The 19396-nt window shown below is 52.8% G+C and carries 21 protein-coding genes and 1 pseudogene; 12 read left to right on the plus strand and 10 right to left on the minus strand.

Going from position 1 to position 19396, the window contains the following annotated elements; translation table 11 throughout:
- Positions 1-88: 88 nt before the first annotated feature.
- Both SPI6313_RS09290 and SPI6313_RS09295 read left to right on the plus strand, forming a co-directional pair.
- Entirely contained in the window at positions 89-526 is a 438-nt protein-coding gene (locus SPI6313_RS09290) for a type II toxin-antitoxin system VapC family toxin (RefSeq protein ID WP_072620740.1), read from the plus strand.
- Positions 523-750, plus strand: a complete 228-nt coding sequence (locus SPI6313_RS09295; protein WP_072620741.1) for a hypothetical protein — start codon at positions 523-525, stop codon at positions 748-750. The genes SPI6313_RS09290 and SPI6313_RS09295 overlap by 4 nt, the downstream gene beginning before the upstream one ends.
- An 80-nt stretch (positions 751-830) precedes the next feature.
- On the opposite strand, the gene SPI6313_RS09300 is transcribed toward SPI6313_RS09295, so the two are convergent.
- The gene (locus tag SPI6313_RS09300) at positions 831-1223 is read right to left on the minus strand and encodes a winged helix-turn-helix transcriptional regulator (RefSeq protein WP_072620742.1); all 393 of its coding nucleotides are present in this window, start codon (positions 1221-1223) and stop codon (positions 831-833) included.
- 223 nt (positions 1224-1446) lie between these two features.
- Here SPI6313_RS09300 and acsF point away from each other — a divergent pair, with 223 nt between their 5' ends.
- The 4 genes from acsF to SPI6313_RS22305 all read left to right on the plus strand — a co-directional run bounded on the left by acsF (position 1447) and on the right by SPI6313_RS22305 (position 5225).
- Positions 1447-2523 (plus strand): magnesium-protoporphyrin IX monomethyl ester (oxidative) cyclase, encoded by a 1077-nt coding sequence (gene acsF, locus SPI6313_RS09305; protein ID WP_072620743.1) that lies wholly within the window; start codon positions 1447-1449, stop codon positions 2521-2523.
- Between the two features lie 128 nt (positions 2524-2651).
- Positions 2652-3338, plus strand: a complete 687-nt coding sequence (locus SPI6313_RS09310; protein ID WP_072620744.1) for a glutathione S-transferase family protein — start codon at positions 2652-2654, stop codon at positions 3336-3338.
- 114 nt (positions 3339-3452) lie between these two features.
- Positions 3453-4124, plus strand: coding sequence for a MotA/TolQ/ExbB proton channel family protein (locus tag SPI6313_RS09315; protein ID WP_072623073.1), 672 nt, complete (start codon positions 3453-3455; stop codon positions 4122-4124).
- A 327-nt stretch (positions 4125-4451) separates the two neighbouring features.
- Complete coding sequence (locus SPI6313_RS22305; protein WP_084668958.1) at positions 4452-5225, plus strand: ExbD/TolR family protein; 774 nt, start codon at positions 4452-4454, stop codon at positions 5223-5225.
- Between the two features lie 3 nt (positions 5226-5228).
- Here the strand turns inward: SPI6313_RS22305 and SPI6313_RS09325 are convergent, their stop codons facing one another.
- Positions 5229-6272 (minus strand): AraC family transcriptional regulator, encoded by a 1044-nt coding sequence (locus SPI6313_RS09325; RefSeq protein WP_139276598.1) that lies wholly within the window; start codon positions 6270-6272, stop codon positions 5229-5231.
- 214 nt (positions 6273-6486) lie between these two features.
- Here SPI6313_RS09325 and SPI6313_RS22310 point away from each other — a divergent pair, with 214 nt between their 5' ends.
- From SPI6313_RS22310 to ffh, 6 genes are all read left to right on the plus strand, one after another.
- Complete coding sequence (locus SPI6313_RS22310) at positions 6487-7524, plus strand: eCIS core domain-containing protein (RefSeq protein ID WP_217650558.1); 1038 nt, start codon at positions 6487-6489, stop codon at positions 7522-7524.
- A 78-nt stretch (positions 7525-7602) separates the two neighbouring features.
- The gene (locus SPI6313_RS09335) at positions 7603-8439 is read left to right on the plus strand and encodes a regulator of G-protein signaling domain-containing protein (RefSeq protein ID WP_072620746.1); all 837 of its coding nucleotides are present in this window, start codon (positions 7603-7605) and stop codon (positions 8437-8439) included.
- Between the two features lie 301 nt (positions 8440-8740).
- Positions 8741-9223, plus strand: a complete 483-nt coding sequence (locus SPI6313_RS09340) for an eCIS core domain-containing protein (protein WP_072620747.1) — start codon at positions 8741-8743, stop codon at positions 9221-9223.
- Positions 9224-9478: 255 nt separating this feature from the next.
- The gene (locus SPI6313_RS09345; RefSeq protein ID WP_072620748.1) at positions 9479-10105 is read left to right on the plus strand and encodes a hypothetical protein; all 627 of its coding nucleotides are present in this window, start codon (positions 9479-9481) and stop codon (positions 10103-10105) included.
- A 181-nt stretch (positions 10106-10286) separates the two neighbouring features.
- Positions 10287-12197, plus strand: a complete 1911-nt coding sequence (locus tag SPI6313_RS09350) for an ATP-binding protein (protein WP_072620749.1) — start codon at positions 10287-10289, stop codon at positions 12195-12197.
- Between the two features lie 175 nt (positions 12198-12372).
- Complete coding sequence (gene ffh, locus SPI6313_RS09355) at positions 12373-13818, plus strand: signal recognition particle protein (RefSeq protein WP_072620750.1); 1446 nt, start codon at positions 12373-12375, stop codon at positions 13816-13818.
- A gap of 249 nt (positions 13819-14067) precedes the next feature.
- Here ffh and SPI6313_RS25360 read toward each other — a convergent pair.
- The 8 genes and pseudogenes from SPI6313_RS25360 to SPI6313_RS09395 form a co-directional block, all read right to left on the minus strand.
- Positions 14068-14178: pseudogene (locus tag SPI6313_RS25360) on the minus strand (DUF5615 family PIN-like protein); the annotation flags it as partial.
- Positions 14175-14399, minus strand: a complete 225-nt coding sequence (locus tag SPI6313_RS09365) for a DUF433 domain-containing protein (RefSeq protein ID WP_072620752.1) — start codon at positions 14397-14399, stop codon at positions 14175-14177. The pseudogene SPI6313_RS25360 and the gene SPI6313_RS09365, both read right to left, overlap by 4 nt.
- Before the next feature lie 83 nt (positions 14400-14482).
- Positions 14483-15670, minus strand: coding sequence for a TRC40/GET3/ArsA family transport-energizing ATPase (locus SPI6313_RS09370; RefSeq protein WP_072620753.1), 1188 nt, complete (start codon positions 15668-15670; stop codon positions 14483-14485).
- A 301-nt stretch (positions 15671-15971) separates the two neighbouring features.
- Positions 15972-16184: a type II toxin-antitoxin system HicB family antitoxin gene (locus SPI6313_RS09375; RefSeq protein WP_072620754.1), complete on the minus strand. Its 213-nt coding sequence runs from the start codon at positions 16182-16184 to the stop codon at positions 15972-15974.
- On the minus strand, positions 16174-16434 hold the full coding sequence (locus SPI6313_RS09380) for a type II toxin-antitoxin system HicA family toxin (RefSeq protein ID WP_072620755.1): 261 nt from the start codon (positions 16432-16434) through the stop codon (positions 16174-16176). Before SPI6313_RS09380 ends, SPI6313_RS09375 begins: the two co-directional genes overlap by 11 nt.
- Positions 16435-16532: 98 nt before the next feature.
- The gene (gene folB / locus SPI6313_RS09385) at positions 16533-16895 is read right to left on the minus strand and encodes a dihydroneopterin aldolase (RefSeq protein WP_072620756.1); all 363 of its coding nucleotides are present in this window, start codon (positions 16893-16895) and stop codon (positions 16533-16535) included.
- Positions 16892-18199, minus strand: coding sequence for a glutamate-5-semialdehyde dehydrogenase (proA, locus tag SPI6313_RS09390; protein ID WP_072620757.1), 1308 nt, complete (start codon positions 18197-18199; stop codon positions 16892-16894). Before proA ends, folB begins: the two co-directional genes overlap by 4 nt.
- A 138-nt stretch (positions 18200-18337) precedes the next feature.
- Complete coding sequence (locus tag SPI6313_RS09395) at positions 18338-19258, minus strand: hypothetical protein (protein WP_139276599.1); 921 nt, start codon at positions 19256-19258, stop codon at positions 18338-18340.
- Positions 19259-19396: the final 138 nt, after the last annotated feature.

A 19396-nucleotide genomic window follows, 5' to 3' on the forward strand; every position in this document is an offset into this window, starting at 1 on the left:
ACCGTTGGGTATGATCATTGCTAGGGACAGTCCAAAAAATGGTGAATGCTTAAGCCCATGACCATTGTTATGGCAAACGCTCAAGTCCATGAAAATCTATCTCGACACCAACGTCTTTAATCGCCCGTTTGATGACCAAACTCAACCTCGAATTATTCTTGAAACTCAAGCACTTCGGACTATTTTAAAATTGATTGAAATGGGAAATATAGAGCTAATGAGTTCCTCAGTCTTGGCCTATGAAAATAGTCGAAATACTAGCCCTGTTCGTCAAAAGTGGGTTCATCAATGTTTAGCACTTGCCACAACATCGCAACCGCTCCAAAATACCATTATCCAAAGAGCAAAAGCCCTAGAACAAACCGGACTCAAAACCATTGATGCGCTGCATGTCGCTACCGCAGAAGCAGCCCAATGTGAGGTTTTTCTGACCTGTGACGATCGCTTACTGCGACGTTACTCTGGCCCACTGCGAGCCATGAATCCCGTTACATTAGTTTTAGAACTGACAGAGGTATCCGAATGAAGATCGCTTTACCCAATGAACAAGCCATTATTCAAGAAGCAATGCACCAGTTGAGTCAAACGATGCAACCGTCACAGATGATCGTTTTGATGAGTCGTTGGTGGTCGGATGGCGGCGATTATCTTCAGCACCGAGAGGAACAGTTCCAACATGAAACGGTAGACAGCCTCTCTGAGAAAATACTGGCCTTTGATCAACTCAGTCAGCATGAGATCGCACCATAAATTCAAGGTTGAAGCCCCACACAAAAAAATCGCCCTAACTAACAGCGATCGGAATCGACTCCGCTCCAATTCTCGACATTTTATAGAAGGGGGGTATGGGTTGGACGGGATTCCACTCCGGTGAGGGGACAGGCGCAGGGGTCTTGGGCGAGCCATTGGGAGCCGACGGTGTGGAGGGCGGCGAGGACGGGGCGGAGGGATTCGCCTTTGGGGGTGAGGGCGTATTCGACGCGGGGGGGGACTTCGGCGTAGACGCGGCGTTCGGCGAGGCCGTGGGTGGTGAGGGTGCGGAGGCGGGCGCTGAGGGTTTTGGTGCTGATGCCGGGGAGGGCTTTGAGGAGTTCGTGGGTGCGGCGATCGCCCCCAAACAATTCCCGCAGGATCAGGATTGACCACTTATTGCCTAAGAGATCTACCACATATTGAATCGGGCATTGGGTCACGGGGGCGGCGCAACGGTCTGGGTTTACCATGCGGATTACCTTGTGTTTCTTTTGATTAATCCAGATTCGAGGAGGGACTGTCGCCCTTTGCCCGGAAAACTTAATAATTTGTAGAATCCCCCTCAACCCCTGAGGGCATCGCAATCGTTTCCCTCTGGAAACTTAGGGGCAGAGCCGGAAACCCTCTTGTCGGCTTGGGGAGCTTAGGCAAGGATGGGGAAACTTGAATGACCTTTCTTGCTGATTGCACCCTATGGTTACTGCGCTGCCGACTCCCCAAATCGATGAGATTCGCCCCGGTGTGAAGGCTCCGGTGAAGGAAACTCTTTTGACACCACGCTTTTATACGACGGATTTTGAGGCGATCGCAAAAATGAGCCTCGCCTCCCAAGCTGACGAAATTGAAGCGGCGATCGATGAATTGAGAGCCGATTACAATCGCCATCACTTTGTCCGCGATGATGAGTTTAATCAGGCCTGGGATCATCTGCCGGAACATGTGCGATCGGTGTTTATTGATTTTCTCGAACGGTCTTGTACGTCGGAATTTTCCGGGTTTTTGCTGTTTAAAGAACTGTCGCGCCGCCTCAAAACCGACAGCCCGAAGTTAGCAGAAGCCTTTGGTTTGTTGGCGCGGGATGAGGCACGGCATGCGGGCTTTTTAAATAAGGCGATGGCGGATTTTGGGGTGTCGTTGGATCTGCGCCATTTGACGAAAAAACGTTCCTATACGTTTTTCCCGCCGGAATGGGTGATCTATACGGTGTACCTGTCGGAAAAAATCGGGTATTGGCGCTATATTTTGACGTTCCGCCATTTGGAAAAGCAGCCGGAATATCAAATTTATCCCTTGTTTCGCTATTTTGAGCAGTGGTGTCAAGATGAGAACCGCCATGGGGATTTCTTTAAGGTGTTGTTGCGATCGCAGCCTAAACTCTGGAAAACCTGGACATCTCGCCTCTGGGCCCGCTTTTTCCTGTTAATTGTGTTCGTTACTCATACCTTGACAGTGTTTGAGCGATCGGACTTTTATGAAATGATTGGCCTTGATGCGAAAACCTATAACCGGGATGTGATTCGCAACACCAATGAAACCTCGCTGCGGGCGTTTCCGGCGGTGTTGGATACGAGCCACCCGGACTTTTTCCGCCTCATGGAAGACTGTTCCGATGCGAATTTGGAGTTAACGCGGATTGCGAACAGCGATCGCCCGGCTTGGCTCAAAGCCCTGCAAAAATTGCCCCTCCAGGCCCGCATCGCTGGGAATATCCTGCGTCTCTATTTCCTCAAATCCATTGACGCGGAAGCCCAACGCGCCACAGTGCATTAAGGCCATTTTCAAGTTGGTTCACGCTGGTTCCCCCGTCTCCTCATGCCAGGAGACGGGGGATTTTTGCATCGATTGGTACTGGCTCCATCCTGTACCCTAGAGGCAAAGACTCCATCCGTAAACCTACGATGCCCTCTGTAACCCTGTATAGTTCCAATCGTTGCCCCTACGCCCACCGCACGCGCCTGACCTTGACAGCTAAGGGGGTAGAGTTTGAACGAGTCGAAATTGATCTCGACAATAAACCGGACAATTTCCACGAAATTTCACCCTATGGAAAAGTGCCGGTGTTGGTAGTGGGGAGCGATCGCATTTGGGAATCCGCAATTATTAATGAATATATTGATGAAGTATTTCCCAATCCGCCCCTGCTGCCCACCTTACCGGGAGAACGGGCGATCGCTCGGATTTGGATCGACTTCGTGAACACCAAGTTAACGACCGCGTTTTATAAACTCCTCCTCGCCCAAAACCCCGCCCACCAAGACCAGTGGCGCGAAGAACTGCACCACCATTGCCGCTTCCTCGAAACCGAAGCCCTCCAACCGGATCAGCCCTACATCCTCGGCGACACCTTGAGCTTAGTGGACATTTCCGTTTATCCCTGGTTGGAGCGGTGGTCTGCGATCGCTGCCCATCGTCAATTTCCCCTCCCCGACGACTGTCCGCGCCTCCAACGTTGGTTCCACACCCTCCAACAAAACCCCACGATCCAAACCTGGCAAAACGACCCCGCCCAATATGTCGAAGACTATCGCCGCTATGCCAACAACACCGCCACCAGCACCACCGCCCAAGAACTGCGCCAAACCTAAGCCAAGCTCCGCCCCATTTTCCCCCATCCTCAGCCCTACCCCCCGTGGGGTTGCGAGGAAAATATGTCAAAATCAACGATTAATCATGCAATTGGTCAAGGGGAGCACAGCACCGTGACAGTTCAAGACATCATCGATAAAGGCGGGGTCGCCATCTGGCCCTTACTCTTCCTCTCCGTTCTCGCCATGGGGGCAATTTTTGATCGCCTCTGGTTTTGGTCGCGTGTCCTGCTCCAAGAGCGTCAAATTCTGATGAGCGTCATGGACACCGCCTATCGTAACTGGGATGCCGCCGTCGAAGTCGCCCGCGACTACCGCGAGCACCCCATGGGTCGATTTCTCTACACCCCCCTCCACCTCACCCAACCCGAACCGGAGGTGTTTCATCTCGCCCTCGAAGCCGCCGCCGATGACGAACTCGCAATGATGCGCCGAGGCGACAAAATCCTCGAAGCCGTGATCGCCCTTTCGCCCTTACTCGGCCTCCTCGGTACGGTCTTGGGGCTGATTAATTCCCTCGGCTCGATCAGCATTAGCGACCTCGGAACCGCCTCCACTGCTGGCGTGACTTTAGGGATCGGGGAATCGCTCATCTCCACGGCGGCCGGGTTGGTGGTGGCGATTATCAGTCTCGCGTTTTATCGTCTCTTCCAAGCCTTTCTCTTTGGTCAAATCCGCGTCTTCCGCAAGGCCGGCAGTGATCTCGAAGTGCTCTATCGCCAACGGTGGATCGAAGCAGAACAGATGAAACAGCCCCCTAGCCCGAAAAAAATCCTTGAGATTTAAATCCGGTAATTGGGTGGGATAGGTGTCCCGCCTGTTTAAATTCCACAAGAGACCCTCACTGTTTAAATGAGCAAGATGCTCTAAGCGTCAGCCACAATCCTGAAATGTCCAGATTGATTGCCTCATACAACCTGAAATCGTTCAAAGCTCACCACCGCCAAGAACTGAAGTTCTTGGCTCATAGCGGAAACCCATTAAAACGGGTTCAGAATGCAGTAGGCTTTAGCCTACTTTCGCGATGAGCCAGGGATTTAAATCCCTGGCGGAGTGTCATCTCAGTGTTCAGTGAACTCGTAAAAATTTTCTCTCATTCGCTCCTAAATTCTGATGAGTCAATCCCCCTCTACGCCTCCGAAAAAACGTGCCCCGGCCCCGGCGGCCCATCCGCTTCAACTTTGGCAAGATAACCACAAACAAGAGGAAGTGCGGATTGAGATTATTCCGCTGATTGATGTGATTTTTTGTATTTTGACGTTTTTCATTTTGGCGGCGGTGGGGGTGTCGCGGCAGCAGGCGATTAGTTTGAACTTGCCGAAGGCGACCACCGGGACAGCCCAGATGCAGGAAATGCTGATCATCAGTTTGGATGATTTTGGGCAGGTGTATGTGGAGCAAAATCCGGTATCAACGCGAAACCAATTGTTTCAGGCGGTGGAGAGTTATTTTGCGACGCGCCCGGATGGGTTGATGGTGTTGTATGCCTCGAAGGAGGCGCGGTATGACGAGGTGATTCAGGTGTTGGATATTTTGCGGGAAGTGGGGGGCGATCGCGTCGCATTGGCCACCCTCCCCGAAGGTCAAACCCCGCAATCTATTGATCCCAATGGGATCGACCCCAACCCCCTCGACCCCAACCCCCTCGACCCCAACCCCCTCGACCCCGACAGCCTGCCCAATAATGGCCTGCCGCCGGAATTGGGGCAACCGGGATTTGATCCGTTAAATCCGAGTCCGAACGGAACCCCCAACCCGGCGAATCCTAGCGATCCCCTCGCGCCCTTAGGTGCGCCCCCGATGCCCAACACGACCCCGCCCAACACTGCACCGGAACCCGCCCCGAATTTACCACCATTACCGGGAGATCCGGCACCGACGAATTAAGGGTTAGCGTTGCGGCTCGGAGGACTGAAGCGATCGCACCTCCCAGCGTTTGAGGGCCCGCGAAAAGGCGCTGAGGTCAGAAAATCCCAAAAGATAGGCAACTTCGCTTTTGGTTAATCCTTGACGCTCTAGGAACGTTGCGGCTAAGTCTTGGCGCACTTCGTCGAGAAGCTGAGAGAAAGATGTGCCCTCCGCTTTTAGTTGATATTGCAAACTGCGGGGGCTGAGCATCAGACGGTTGGCGATGTCTTTCACCGTGGGTAATTGGCCGTGCAGCATGACGGCCAAAATTTGACGCACGCGATCGCTGGTGCGATCGCCCCAGAGTTGCGCCAACAACTCCCGCCCCTGTTGCTCAAAAAATTTGAAAAAATTTGGATTCGCCCCCATCACCGGCAGCTCCAACAATTGGCGATCGAGCACACAATAGGTTTCCGCCTCGTCGAACCGAAACGGCACACTGCCAAACGTCGCCCGATGCACCAACAAGCGCGGATCATGCTGTGGCGCTCCGTAGTGAAACCCCATGCCCTGGATCATGGGGACATCTTGACCCCGCAAAAAATCAAACACCCGTTTCACCGCCGACATGATGAAATCCGCCACATACTGCTCGGCTGGATGCCACCCCAACGCGCTCGGCTGAATCGCCAACACCACCGCACCCTCCTCCTGCCGCATCACAAACCGAGGCACATCCGCCGTCAACCGTTCATACTGCGTCAAAACGAAAAGCGCATTACTGAGCGTCGGCGCGTTCATCATCATGTAGCCCAACACACCCAACCCATTCAAACGGCAGTAGCGGCTGAGTTTTAACCCAATCTGTTCATCCTGAGTCATGGCCGCAAATTCTTCCCACATCGCCCAGCCCTGTTGCACCCGGAGCCGCGCCCCCGGCAAGAGCAGCATCGTTTGATCGAGGCCGATCCGTTGAGTGACGGCATCAATATCGATGCCGTGGGCCTTGGCCATTTGTAAATGTGCATAGATAATCGCGGCGGCTACGGTGGGGGAATGGTGGGACATTGCTTTAAGAATCAGCACAATTTTAATAAAACGTCACCAAAAACTGTGCCTAAAGTCAAATTTTTGGCGCTTTTGGCCAACCTGACTTGGGGATGCCTCCCCCATAATGCAAACAACAGCACTATTGGGGCTTGTTTAAAAGTGGGATCTAGACCACAGATCACCGATCGATGGTTTGCGATCGCAGTCTTAAACCCTTGGGATGCTGACATTGTTCGCTCATTCAATCATAATGTCTTCTCACGCCGAACGTTCTCGTCAACCCGCCCCATTAATGCCACCGCCGCAGCAGACGGCACAACGGAGTGCGATCGCGCCTCCAGCGACGACGCTTCCCCCCGGTGCATTAATGAACAACGTCCAGCACGTCACCACCCCAGTCCAGGCCAAACCCACCATCCAACGCCAGGCCAACGGCGAAAGCATCGCCCCGATGGATGTTGAATCCGACATTCACCGCGCCCGTGGTGGTGGTCAAACCCTCGACCCAAACCTTCAGCGATCGATGGGGCAAGCGATGGGCGCAGACTTTAGCCATGTCAAAGTCCACACCGATCGCACCTCAGACAATCTTAACCACGCTCTCCAAGCCAAAGCCTTCACCACCGGCAGCGATGTCTTTTTTCGCCAAGGCGAATACAACCCCAGCAGCAAAGGCGGCCAAGAACTAATCGCCCACGAACTCACCCACGTCGTCCAGCAAACCGGCGCATCGGTGCAACGCCGCCCTGACCCGCTCATTCAGCGCGTCGGGTTAGCAGATGCATCAAAACACCTCACCTCCCCTGATCCCGCTGCCGATCAAGCTGCGCGAGCAGAGTTCATCCGAGACAACTTTAATGATTTTTGGTTTCGACTCCGGATGGATCGGCCACTATGTGAGGCAACCTTAGAGTTTACAGATAAAAACCTTGCGGGTGAAAATCTGAGAATTATTCGGGATGTATATCATTCATCTATTGGCTTACCTGCTGTTTTTGATCAATATATTCCCGATGGTGCGCCTGATTTTGTCAATATTGGCTTCCCCCTCAGAACTCGATTGACCACCCAAGGTCGCGATAATTTGACGATGGCCGATATAGAAGAGGTGTTGAAAGAGTTAGCCGGATCTGTAAGAGGGGTCATTCATGGCGAACGAACGAAGCCAGCATTTGCCGTAGATTACATTGCGATGTCCGATGCGTTTGGATATAGCGTCGGAGGGGGTCGTGAAAGACGTGGGCGGGGTGATGCGAGTGCAGACTCAGCGAGTGCAGCCGCATCTTAATCAGCACAGTTCTACGCTAGTTGAATTTTAGGCTTGCGTTGAACGGTACTTTTTGAAGTTATTTATTCCTAAACAATTATGCCCTCTCACGATCAAATTTCCCGTAAACTTTCCCAATATTTCCCAACCTCAAAGCAGACAGCACAACGGAGGGCGATCGCACCTCCCGCGACCACGCTCCCACCCGGCGCATTAATGAATAATGTTCAGCAGGTCACCACCCCCATTCAACCGAAACTCACCGTCGGAGCAGTGGGCGACAAATACGAACAAGAAGCCGATCGCGTTGCCGCCGATGTGGTTCAGGAACTTCACGCCCCCGCCACCCAACGCCAAGCCATTGACACCCCTTTTAGCCATGTCGCCCAACGCACCACCGTCCAGCGAAAATCCACCCCGCCCACCATTCAACGGAATCCAAGTCTATTAGAGATGATGATGGGTAGCGCATCAGCAATGGCAGCGCCTGTGCCTGTTTTTTCAGTGAAAAATCCGGGTTTATCGGCTCAGACGGTTAAAGATAATGTCACTGCGGCAGTTAATGCTAAACCCTTCATTACAGAATTAGCATCGTCACCCTGGACATGGGCTGATCTTGGGTTTGAGTTAGAAAGAATATACTGTGCGGAGTCGTGGCACTTCATTAATGCAGTAGGAGAATATCAGAAAAATCCAAACCGCTCCAATTTCTTGGGAATTATGGAGGATTTTATAAAGAGTAGTGGATCAAAGGCTTTGAATATTGCCTCTAGCGATCGCCACTCCTATATCGATAAAGCGGCTGCAATGGAAGCCAGTGGAGAACTTGATTCTCCCGCAGCGAATCATTTCAATGATGCCCTGGTGCTTCAAGACCACGAGATTCTTAAGAGATCAATAGATGCTTATCGGCAACAAATTTCATCTTTGTCTTAAGGAAAGAGTGATAATTGAATTTAATAAAGACATGGCTAGATGTCTATCCTTTTTGTCAAATTCACTCACGAAATTGTTCTCAAATCTCTAGATTTATAGAGTTTTTATGTGACTTGTGATTTTTGGATTTTATACATCAAACGATTGAAACAATGTCAGAACAGTTGCAGGAGTTATATCGCGGGGTTGCCTGGGTGCGATCGCATAATTAGACTTCGGTCTATCCCACTGTCGCCAGTGGCCCGGCGTACAATTATTGTGACCCCTGTTCTAGCAAATCCTGACACCCCCCTTTTTGGTTATGTCTTCCTACTCAGATGTATTTCGCAAGCCGCATCAAACTAATCTACCCGCTCCAGCCCAAGCGTTACAGAGAGAGGCGATCGCACCCCCGCCCACAACTCTCCCACCCGGCGCACTCATCAACAATGTCAGCCAAGCCACCATCCAACGCCAGGCCAACGGCGAAAGCATCGCCCCGATGGATGTTGAATCCGACATTCACCGCGCCCGTGGTGGTGGTCAAACCCTCGACCCAAACCTTCAGCGATCGATGGGGCAAGCGATGGGCGCAGACTTTAGCCATGTCAAAGTCCACACCGATCGCACCTCCGACAATCTTAACCACGCTCTCCAAGCCAAAGCCTTCACCACCGGCAGCGATGTCTTTTTTCGCCAAGGGGAATACAACCCCAGCAGCAAAGGCGGCCAAGAACTAATCGCCCACGAACTCACCCACGTCGTCCAGCAAACCGGCGCATCCCAACAACGTGAAGGGTCTTGAAATATTCTATGTTCACAAAATATTCAAACGGTGCATCGGAGCCGTCTCATTCAACAGCAAAGCCTGTTTTTTTGAGGCTAACTTTATTAGACTTTGGTCTAAGTTTCATGGCTAAAGAACGATAGTATGATTAACCGCAATAGCACCTTAAAGTGTTAAACAACACCGCTCACCGCACTACACTACAATTTTCTAAGGGTTGTAAGGGTGAGTGAGTTTGGAGCTTATCCCAGTTTGTTACTCCATTTCATAACCATGCTGCCCTACGCCAAAATATCCCGCAAAATCCAGCAGGCTAAGCAAGCCGCCAAGGTGAACCCACCCCAGGCCCAACGCCAAGCCGCCCCTCCCACGAATTTCCCGGCTGATGCTCTGATTAGTAATGTCAGTCAATCCACCACCCCCATCCAAACCAAGCTCACGGTTGGCGCAGCGGGTGATCAATACGAACAAGAAGCTGATCGCGTTGCAGCCAATGTCATGCAGCGGATTAATGACCCCATGGTCCCTCAATCTTTCAACAGCGATCCGAATCACATCAATCGTTTTCCTGGATCGAAAGGCGCAGAGGGTGTTAGCGGGGTGAAAGGTGGAGTTAAAGGTGGAGTTAAAGGTAATAACATGGGCGGTTCTGTATCAGGACCGCCATCACAAGGAACGATGGGAGGACCGCAAAAAGATATAGGAGGCGGTGGTGCTGGTGACCCTTCTAAAGAAGTCGAGAAAAAGGTTGATGAAGCAGTCAAGGATGTTGAAGCGGCAACTGAGCAAACAAAAGACCCGATAAAGCGAAGGGAACTGGAAATTGCGAAGAACAAACTTGAGGAGATAAACAATCCTTCTCTAGCAGCACCCAGTGCTTGGGGTAGTCTTCCGGCATGAGGCTTTTTCTTGCTTATTTTTTGTCTGTCATGCTCTGTTTGGCGTTGTTCCATCATGACCGAGCAAAGTGGTGCTGAAAGTCTGTCGAGGTGTCACGGCCTCAGCAAGGGTATTCATCATCACCTTGGAAAGTTGTAGTTTCGTTGCTATAGGGTAAACCTGCGCTGATAGTGGTTGAGTGATGCCAAAACAATTACAGGAACTTTATCACGGGGTTGCTTGGGTGCGATCGCACCTCAGTCATTATCTCGAATCGGGTCAAGTGCAGCGCGACCATCCGTCGCCGCCCGTGTCACTCTTGGCGAGTCTGTCGCAGCGGTTGGGGTTGTCGTCGTTTGAGGCGGAAATTGTCCTGCTGGGGGCGGCGATGGAACTTGATCCCCATTGTGCGACCCTCTGCGCTGAGATTGCGGGCAATCCGGAGCATACCTATCCGACGCTGGCCCTGGCGTTGGCCCTGTTTCCCGATGCGGTGTGGGATGTGTTGTCGCCCCAGCGGCCCCTGTTGCAGTGGCGATTGTTCAGGTTCGATGCAACGGCAGGGCTGACGCAGGCACGGTTAACCCTTGACCCCCGGATTTTGTGTTATTTGCTCGATGTGCCTGCGTTCGATCGCACCTTGTCCGTCTGGATGCACCCCCTCAGCCTCGAAACCATCGCACTCCCTCCCTCTCGCCAAGCGATCGCCGATCAAGTCATCCCCGTCTGGCGTTCGGGGCATTATCCCCTCGTGCAACTGTGCAGCACCGATCAACAGTCGAAAGCGGCGATCGCCGCCACCATCGCCCAGGCCTTAGGCTTGCAGATTTATCAACTCCCGATTAGTAACCTGAGCAGCGATCGCGAAGCCTTGGCCACCCTCAAACAACAATGGCTACGTGAGGCAATTCTCAGCCAAGCGATCCTCTTCATTGATGCCGATGCCCAAACCCGACCCGACCAAGGAGAGGCGATCGCCAACTTCGTCGCGGGCCTCTCCGTGCCGATCATCCTCAGCAATCACAGTCGCCAAACCCTCAACGGCCAAACCCCCCTCACCTTTGAACTGCGCCCGCTCCCTTACCCCGAAAAACGGCAATTGTGGCACACCTACTTAGGCGATCGCGCCGCTGACCTCAATGGCCACCTTGACCCCCTCATCACCCAATTCAGCCTCAACAGCCACACGATCCAAGCCGCCTGCGCCGCCGTCCAAGATAGCCCAGTGCCAGAATTGCGCGATCGCCTCTGGAACTACTGCCGCACCCAAGCCCGCCCCCGCCTCGACCACCTCGCCCAACGTATCAATTGCACCGCCACCTGGGACGACCTGATCCTCCCCGATCGCGAACTGAAGATCCTCCGCGACATTGCCAGCCATGTGCAACAACGGGCGAAAGTGTACGAAAAATGGGGATTTGCCTCAAAAAGTGGGCGGGGGTTGGGGATCACGGCTCTGTTTGCTGGGGCCAGTGGGACGGGGAAAACCATGGCCGCCGAAGTGCTGGCCCAAGAATTCCAACTCGATCTCTATCGCATTGATCTCAGCGCCGTTAGTAGTAAATACATCGGCGAAACCGAGAAAAATCTCCGCCAAATTTTCGACGCGGCCGAAGCCGGATCAGCGGTGTTACTCTTCGATGAAGCTGATGCTTTATTTGGCAAACGAACGCAGGTGAAAGATAGCCACGATCGCCACGCCAATTTAGAAGTGAGTTACCTATTACAACGGATGGAAGCCTATCAAGGCTTGGCGATTTTAACCACAAATCTACGCGATTCCCTCGATCAGGCCTTTGTGCGACGGCTCCGGTTTATGCTCACCTTTCCGTTTCCCAAGGCAGAGCATCGTTACGCCATCTGGCAGCGCATTTTTCCCCCTCAAACCCCCACCCAGGCGTTGGATTATGATGAATTGGCCCAGCTTGAAGTGGCGGGGGGCAATATCCGAGCGATCGCGCTCAATGCCGCCTTCGTTGCCGCCGAAGCCCATGAGCCGATCCACATGAAACATCTTCTCAAAGCCGTGCGCGTCGAATATTTAAAAATCGGTCAACCCCTGACGGGGATTGATCTAGATGCGTGGTTGGAGCCGCAACGGGTAGAAAACTGAGGGGGAGCCAGAAATCAAGGGGCGCGATCGCGCCGAAATTGGGCGGTGAGGGGTGCGATCGCGCCTCTGCCCCTCCTTTAGAACGGCCCAGAAACACGCTATTCTAAGGGTTACCCTCGAATCTCACACCCAACCGGATTCGATGCACCCCTGACTTCACTCGACGTAACCCACCATGTTTGACGCTCTCGCCGACCGCTTAGAAGACGCTTGGAAAAAGCTACGCGGCCAAGACAAAATTTCCGACACCAACATCAAAGACGCACTCAAAGAAGTGCGGCGGGCCCTCCTCGAAGCCGATGTTAACCTGCAAGTGGTGCGGGATTTTATCAAAGAAGTGGAGCAAAAAGCCCTCGGTGCAGAAGTGATCACCGGAGTCCGTCCCGATCAACAATTTATCAAAATCGTCCATGATGAATTGATCGCGATCATGGGCGACAGCAACGCCCCCCTCGCCCACGCCGACACCGCCCCCACCGTTATTTTGATGGCCGGTCTCCAAGGGACGGGGAAAACCACCGCCACCGCTAAACTCGCCCTCTACCTCCGCAAAGAGCAGCGCAGTTGTTTGATGGTGGCCACCGATGTTTATCGTCCGGCAGCGATCGATCAATTGATCACCCTAGGGCAACAGATTGATGTGCCCGTCTTTGATCTGGGTAAGGATGCGAACCCCGTCGAAATTGCCCGCCAAGGGGTGGAACGAGCGAAAGAATTGGGCGTGGATACGGTGATCATCGATACCGCCGGACGGTTGCAAATTGACGCAGACATGATGGGCGAGTTGGCCCAGATTAAAGCGATCGTTAAGCCCGATGACACCCTCCTCGTCGTTGATGCCATGACCGGGCAAGAGGCCGCCAACCTCACCCGCACCTTCCACGATGAAATCGGCATCACGGGGGCGATCCTGACGAAAATGGACGGGGACAGCCGAGGCGGGGCGGCGCTTTCGGTACGCTGCATTTCCGGCCAGCCGATTAAATTCATCGGGGTGGGGGAAAAAGTGGAAGCCCTCCAGCCCTTCTATCCCGATCGCATGGCTTCGCGCATCCTCAACATGGGCGACATTCTCACCCTCGTGGAAAAAGCCCAAGAGGAAATCGATCTCTCCGATGCCGCCGAACTCCAAGAGAAAATCATGGAGGCGCGGTTTGACTTTAACGACTTCCTGAAGCAGATGAAGCTGCTGAAAAATATGGGGTCGTTGGGCGGGATTATGAAGCTCATTCCCGGCATGGGCAAACTAAGCAGTTCCGACCTTCAAAAAGGCGAGTCGCAACTGAAAATCACCGAAGCGATGATCAGTTCGATGACCATGGCCGAACGTAAAGATCCCGACCTCTTGGCCAAGTCTCCAAGTCGGCGCGATCGCATCGCTCGCGGCTCCGGCCATTCCGTCCGCGCAGTCTCAAAACTGATCGCCGACTTCACCCGGATGCGATCGATGATGAAACAAATGGGCCAAGGCGGCGGCATCCCAGGGATGGGGATGCCCGGTATGGGCGGCGGCGGTCTCGGCGGCATGTTCGGCGGTGGCCCCGGCGGTGGGATGCCCAACATGGGCGGCGGCAAAAAACGCAAAAAAACCAAGAAAAAGAAAGGCTTCGGCGAACTTTAACTCTACAACGCAGGCAAGGGGCTTCAAGCCCCTTGTTGTTCAGCGATCGACCCAGTAGATTCAACTGCACCGATGAGGAGCGATCGCGACATGATCACGAAATCCGGATTGGATACTCCAAAAAGCAAAGATTGAGCGGAGTCGAATCAGAATAGCCAAGTTCCGACTCCGCCCTAGTGTCTTGTCTAGCTTAAAAAGGTGAGTTGTTATCCAGAGGGGTGAGCGGAGTCGAACCCCGGAGCACCAGACTTCGACTTCGCTGAGTCCCAGATTTCGTAAGGCTATTGCTTCAACCGCGAATGTGCTGGTTATCCAGGTTGCGATCGCTGGAGAGAGATGCGCATCAATCCAGATGGTCATGCCACTAAAATGGGATGGTTTAGTTTCCGTGCAGCATAGAGTAGTGAGGCTTTCAGATCATCGGCTTCCAAATCGGGCATTTCCTCTAAAATTTCTTCTGCACTTAGACCAGCGGCAAACAGATCCAGTACATCCGATACCCGGATTCTCATCCCCCGAATGCACGGACGACCACCGCACTGCTTAGTATTAATTGTAATTCTGTCCAGTAAGGTTGGCATAGAGCATATCTCAGTTGTTGTCTTTCTCTAGTATGACCCTTGACGCGATGCCCATTAGTAGTGAGTGAAGTAGAAAACATAATCTAAGTCATGACCACCGTTTTGAAGCGGATTTTGAGGTAGTCCTCTTCCATTTTTGCGCCAGCGGGTTGGAGGGCGGCGAGAGCTTGGGGGAGGACGAGGTTACGGCGATGGTTGCCGATGCGAACGTTTAATTCGTCGCCGGTTTTATTGAGTTGAATTTGATCCTTGCGGATGCCGGGTAGGTAGAGTTCAAGACTGTATTGATCACCGTCTTGGACGACGCGCATTGTGTTTTCTTGGTAATAGACTTGGGTGGGGTCTTCGTCACCGTAGAGAGTTTTCTTGAGGCGATCGAGGGCTTCGAGTCCGCACATTTCCGTCGAATAAAGGGGCACTTCTTTCACGGGCAGGGGATGAAAATCGCTGTGAATTTCTTGCTTGTAAACCTGTTGATTAGCTTTCCATTGTTGGAAAAACGGATCATTGACGGTATCGGGAATGATTCGATTGGCAATGATTAAATCCGTGGCGACGTTGTACAAACTCAGGTAGGCATGGGCGCGGCGGGATTCTTTCAACACCATCCGCTCTGGATTGGTAACGAGGCGCACCGAGGTTTTTTGATTGTCGGTGAGAACCTTTTCCAGGGCTTCGATTTGCTCATAAAATTCGTAGGGCGCATCCATCACCTCTTTATCCGGCAGGGAAAACCCGGCAATGGGCTTAAAAAACGGCTCCACGAGGGGACGCAGGGCCACAGACATCCCCTGCAAGGGTTTGTAGAAGCGGCGCATATACCAGCCGCCGACTTCGGGGATGCTGAGGAGACGTAGGGCGGTGCCGGTGGGGGCGGAGTCGATGATCAGCACCTCATAGTCGCCGTCGTCGTAGTGGCGTTTCATGCGCACGAGGCCGAAAATTTCATCCATGCCGGGGAGGATGGCGAGTTCTTCGGCTTGGACTCCGTCGAGGCCGCGGGCTTGGAGGACTTGGGTGATGTAGCGTTTGACTGCGCCCCAGTTGCCTTCGAGTTCCATCAGGGCATCAAGTTCAGCGGCCCAAAGGTTGGGGCGAATTTGCTGGGCTTCGTGGCCGAGGTCGATTTCGTAGCTGTCGGCGAGGGAGTGGGCAGGATCGGTACTCAGGACGAGGGTTTTGTAACCGAGTTCGGCGCAACGGAGGCCGGTGGCGGCGGCCACTGAGGTTTTACCGACTCCTCCTTTGCCAGTCATTAAGATTAAGCGCATGAGTATTTATCCTTACCTTGGGGCTGATGATGAGAGATTGATACGTTTCTTTACTTTAACGGGTTTGGAGGACTGACTGACGAGGCAAGGGCGATCGCTGACTCATCACCGAGGGCTGAACCTGTCGAAGTGCGATCGCTTATCCTAATCCCTCCGGGAGGCTTCGCCAACGACAGGCTTAGGGTGCGCTGGGTTGTTCAGAGTTCTCCACGGAAGGCACGTTGTAGGAGAGAGTTGTGACATCCCTCCAAAAACTCCTAAAAAACACAAAAAACCCTAAACCCATAAAGCCCCAACCCCATCACGCAGAGATGAGCCGCCCCCTCGGTTCCGGAACCTCCCGCCCCAACTCCTGCGCCGTCGCGATCCATTCCCGAATCACCCCCTCCACATTACGCACCGCCTCCGTATAACTTTGTCCATCCGCAAAACATCCCGGCAACTCCGGAACCTCCACCACAAAGCAATCATCCTCATAGCTCCAATAAATCACTAATTGATACTTAATTGACATCGCGATCACCTAAATTATATTTAAGAATTAAACTTCTAATTTGCTTAACTTGATATGCCTTGGCTTGGGAATCTCTTGGCTGAATGTTGATAATTTCAATAATATCCTCCCTCGTGAAAATAAAGTGATCACCCTTCACCCTTTGGTCAAAACCCAACTTAAGCAACAAACTAAAAAGTTGTTTAAAATTAATAGTTGTGTCCGACTCACCCCTGATTATCTTCAATAATAGCTTTTCATATTTACCCATCTAAAAAGCCCCATGTATTGATCTATTCAAAAGACTCAAGCGCAAATTGCACTGGTTCGATATGCAGTCATGAAACTAAAACAGTCAAAATATCCCTATCACTCCGGGCGGGTAATGTCGATCGCAATTTGGCCGCCAAAGTCGGGTATGGGGGCGGCTTCTTTGGTGAGCTTAACGCGAACTTGCGAGATCCGAGGCAACGCGAGAACCTGCTCACTGATCACGGTGGCGAGGCGTTCGATCAGGGCGTAGGGTTGGGTTTGGATCGTGGTTTTGACGATCGCGATCGCATCTCGATAATCCACCGTCTCTTCGAGGCGATCGCTCGCTCCCGCTGCGGCAATATCCACCCACAGGGTTAAATCTACTGAAAACCATTGCCCTAAAACCGTTTCTTCGGGCAATGCGCCAGTATACCCGTAGGCGCGAATGTTAGTGAGGTGAATGCGATCGCTGCTCATTCCCCTAAATCCTGGTGGGTGAAGGGTTTCGCGTTTTCCCCGGTATAGGTGGCAGCAATGTGACCCTGGCCGCAGACTTCGTATTTATAGGTGATTAACCCCTCTAACCCCACGGGGCCACGGGGCGGCATTTGAGCGGTGCTGATTCCCACTTCTGCACCGAACCCGTAGCGGAAACCGTCGGCGAATCGGGTCGAACAATTGTGAAACACCCCCGCCGCATCTACGTTTTGCTGAAATTGACGGGCGATCGCTTCATCCTGAGTCACGATCGCATCGGTATGTTTCGAGCCGTAGGTGTTGATGTGGTCAATGGCGGCGGTGACGGAATCCACGACTTTAATCGACAGGATTAGATCGCTGTATTCCGTCGCCCAATCCGCATCGGTGGCAGGAATGATGGGAATGATCGCCTGAGTTAACGCATCGCCGCGCAGTTCTACGCCCTGGGCTTGGAGGGCGGCCGCGAGGGGGGGCAGGATTTGAGGCGCGATCGCGTCATGCACCAGCAGCGTTTCAATGGCATTACAAGCCGCCGGATAATGGGTTTTCGCATCCACGGCAATAGCGATCGCCATCTCTAAATCCGCCGCCGCATCTAGATACAAATGGCAAATCCCATCGGCATGACCTAACACCGGAATCCGCGTATTGGCTTGGATGTAGCGCACAAATTCATTCGACCCACGGGGAATAATCAGATCCACATAATCATCCAAAGTGAGGAGCGATCGGATTTCGGCGCGGGTGGTGAGGAGTTGCACCGCATCGGGATTAACAGCGGTCGTCTCTAAAGCGCGATGGATCACCTCAACAAGGGTTTGGCACGATCGCAACGCCTCGCTGCCTCCTTTCAAAATCACGCCATTACCGGACTTAATCGCCAAACTGGTGATTTGAATCAGAGCATCGGGACGCGCTTCAAAAATAATCCCCAACACCCCCAGCGGGCAGGTAATCCGCTTCAACACCAACCCCGTATCCAGTTCCCGGTGAATCTGCACATGGCCAACGGGATCAGCCAATTTCGCCACATCCCGCACCCCGGCGATCGCCCCCTGCAACTTACTCGCGCCCAGCTTCAACCGCGCATAGAGGGGCTTCGCGATCCCGTCCCGTTCTGCGGCATCACAATCGGCCTGATTGGCGGCCAATATTTCCGGGGTAGCGGCTTCGAGGGCAGTGGCGATCGCTTCTAGGGCCGCATTGCGATCGGCGGTCGATAAGGTGGCCAATTGTTGGGCAGCGTGGCGGGTTTGGCGACCGAGTTCGGTCAACGTGGGGGTGATATCAGAGGCGATCATTGACTTGGATTCTATTCAAACAACTATCTATAGCATAGACACGTTGATGGCACTACCGAGGTAAGAAGGGCATAGAGACCATGCCCCTACCGGATGTCGCGTCGGGGTTTGGTCTCCAAACCCTGAATCTCCAAACCCTTAATAACAGCCATACACCGAGGCCTGGTAGCGATCGCCCACATGATCCACCCCGCCCACAAACACATTCACTTGATAGGGTTGATTATCGGCACGCGGTCGGGCATCAATGCGTAACGGCTCATCGGTGCTGATCCGTTGCTCATCTTGATCAAATATTTCATCAGACGTGTCATCGTTATATTTCAGATTCAATTCAATGTCATAATCGCTGCTGCCATCCTCATCAATCGCGTCAATCATGGCGATAAAACTACGAAACTGTTGAGGCACCGGCACAATCCAATCCGTATTCCAATTATTACGAACCCCAATCCCAAACGGGCCGGTTACAGTGGGTACTGAAATCCGTTTTTCCACCGTATTTTGCTCATCCCGTCCCCCCACAACCATCAACCGCATACAGGTTCCCCTCTCCACCAGAGGCGGCGGCGGTGTGGCGGATGTGCGACAGCCCACAACGGCGGCAGTGTAGCGATTACCGATCGCTTCATCGCCAACGCGCACATTCACCTGATAGGGCTGGAGGTCTTGGCGAGGTTCGGCGGTGATCAAAAAGACCTCCCCTTCAGTTAAATCTGTGGAGCGGCGATCGTAGATTTCATCATGTTCATCGTCGCCATATTTTAAATTCACTTCGATGTCGTAATCGTCCGTGTCCTCTGGGGCGATCGCAATAACATATTTTTGATAGATTTCCGTCGTAGGAATCGCCCAATCGGTGTTGAAATTATCGCGGATGGTAATGCTCGGTAAGGGCCCCGGTAATGGAATCGGAAAAGTGGGATTACGGGGCGTTTTTTCCACTGTGGTTCCCTCGCCACCCACCACATTCAGAGCCACGGATTCTGTCCCAGCAGGGCATAGATCATCAATAGATGGGGTCGGTGATTGTGCGATCGCACCTTGGGGAGCAAACAAATTCAACCCACTTATCGTGATCAATAACAGAGAAGAACTCAGCGCGTTGTACCGTTTCATAAAAACACCCAATAATCAACAAAAAACGTCTCTCGATCATGCTATGGATTTAAATGGTGTTTGTCAGCCAAGGTGAAA

The organism is Spirulina major PCC 6313, assembly GCF_001890765.1.
GTDB classification, from domain to species: domain Bacteria; phylum Cyanobacteriota; class Cyanobacteriia; order Cyanobacteriales; family Spirulinaceae; genus Spirulina; species Spirulina major.

Bases quoted from the DNA above. Each gene is read 5' to 3' on its own strand.
- SPI6313_RS09340 (WP_072620747.1), top strand. From the start codon at position 8,741: ATGTCTTCCTACTCAGATGTATTTCGCAAGCCGCATCAAACTAATCTA.
- SPI6313_RS09370 (WP_072620753.1), bottom strand. From the start codon at position 15,670: ATGCGCTTAATCTTAATGACTGGCAAAGGAGGAGTCGGTAAAACCTCA.
- SPI6313_RS09380 (WP_072620755.1), bottom strand. From the start codon at position 16,434: ATGGGTAAATATGAAAAGCTATTATTGAAGATAATCAGGGGTGAGTCG.
- SPI6313_RS09310 (WP_072620744.1), top strand. From the start codon at position 2,652: ATGCCCTCTGTAACCCTGTATAGTTCCAATCGTTGCCCCTACGCCCAC.
- SPI6313_RS09345 (WP_072620748.1), top strand. From the start codon at position 9,479: ATGCTGCCCTACGCCAAAATATCCCGCAAAATCCAGCAGGCTAAGCAA.
- SPI6313_RS09300 (WP_072620742.1), bottom strand. From the start codon at position 1,223: ATGGTAAACCCAGACCGTTGCGCCGCCCCCGTGACCCAATGCCCGATT.
- SPI6313_RS22310 (WP_217650558.1), top strand. From the start codon at position 6,487: ATGTCTTCTCACGCCGAACGTTCTCGTCAACCCGCCCCATTAATGCCA.
- proA (WP_072620757.1), bottom strand. From the start codon at position 18,199: ATGATCGCCTCTGATATCACCCCCACGTTGACCGAACTCGGTCGCCAA.
- SPI6313_RS09365 (WP_072620752.1), bottom strand. From the start codon at position 14,399: ATGCCAACCTTACTGGACAGAATTACAATTAATACTAAGCAGTGCGGT.
- SPI6313_RS09290 (WP_072620740.1), top strand. From the start codon at position 89: ATGAAAATCTATCTCGACACCAACGTCTTTAATCGCCCGTTTGATGAC.
- ffh (WP_072620750.1), top strand. From the start codon at position 12,373: ATGTTTGACGCTCTCGCCGACCGCTTAGAAGACGCTTGGAAAAAGCTA.
- SPI6313_RS09350 (WP_072620749.1), top strand. From the start codon at position 10,287: ATGCCAAAACAATTACAGGAACTTTATCACGGGGTTGCTTGGGTGCGA.
- folB (WP_072620756.1), bottom strand. From the start codon at position 16,895: ATGAGCAGCGATCGCATTCACCTCACTAACATTCGCGCCTACGGGTAT.
- SPI6313_RS09335 (WP_072620746.1), top strand. From the start codon at position 7,603: ATGCCCTCTCACGATCAAATTTCCCGTAAACTTTCCCAATATTTCCCA.
- SPI6313_RS09375 (WP_072620754.1), bottom strand. From the start codon at position 16,184: ATGTCAATTAAGTATCAATTAGTGATTTATTGGAGCTATGAGGATGAT.
- SPI6313_RS09295 (WP_072620741.1), top strand. From the start codon at position 523: ATGAAGATCGCTTTACCCAATGAACAAGCCATTATTCAAGAAGCAATG.
- acsF (WP_072620743.1), top strand. From the start codon at position 1,447: ATGGTTACTGCGCTGCCGACTCCCCAAATCGATGAGATTCGCCCCGGT.
- SPI6313_RS22305 (WP_084668958.1), top strand. From the start codon at position 4,452: ATGAGTCAATCCCCCTCTACGCCTCCGAAAAAACGTGCCCCGGCCCCG.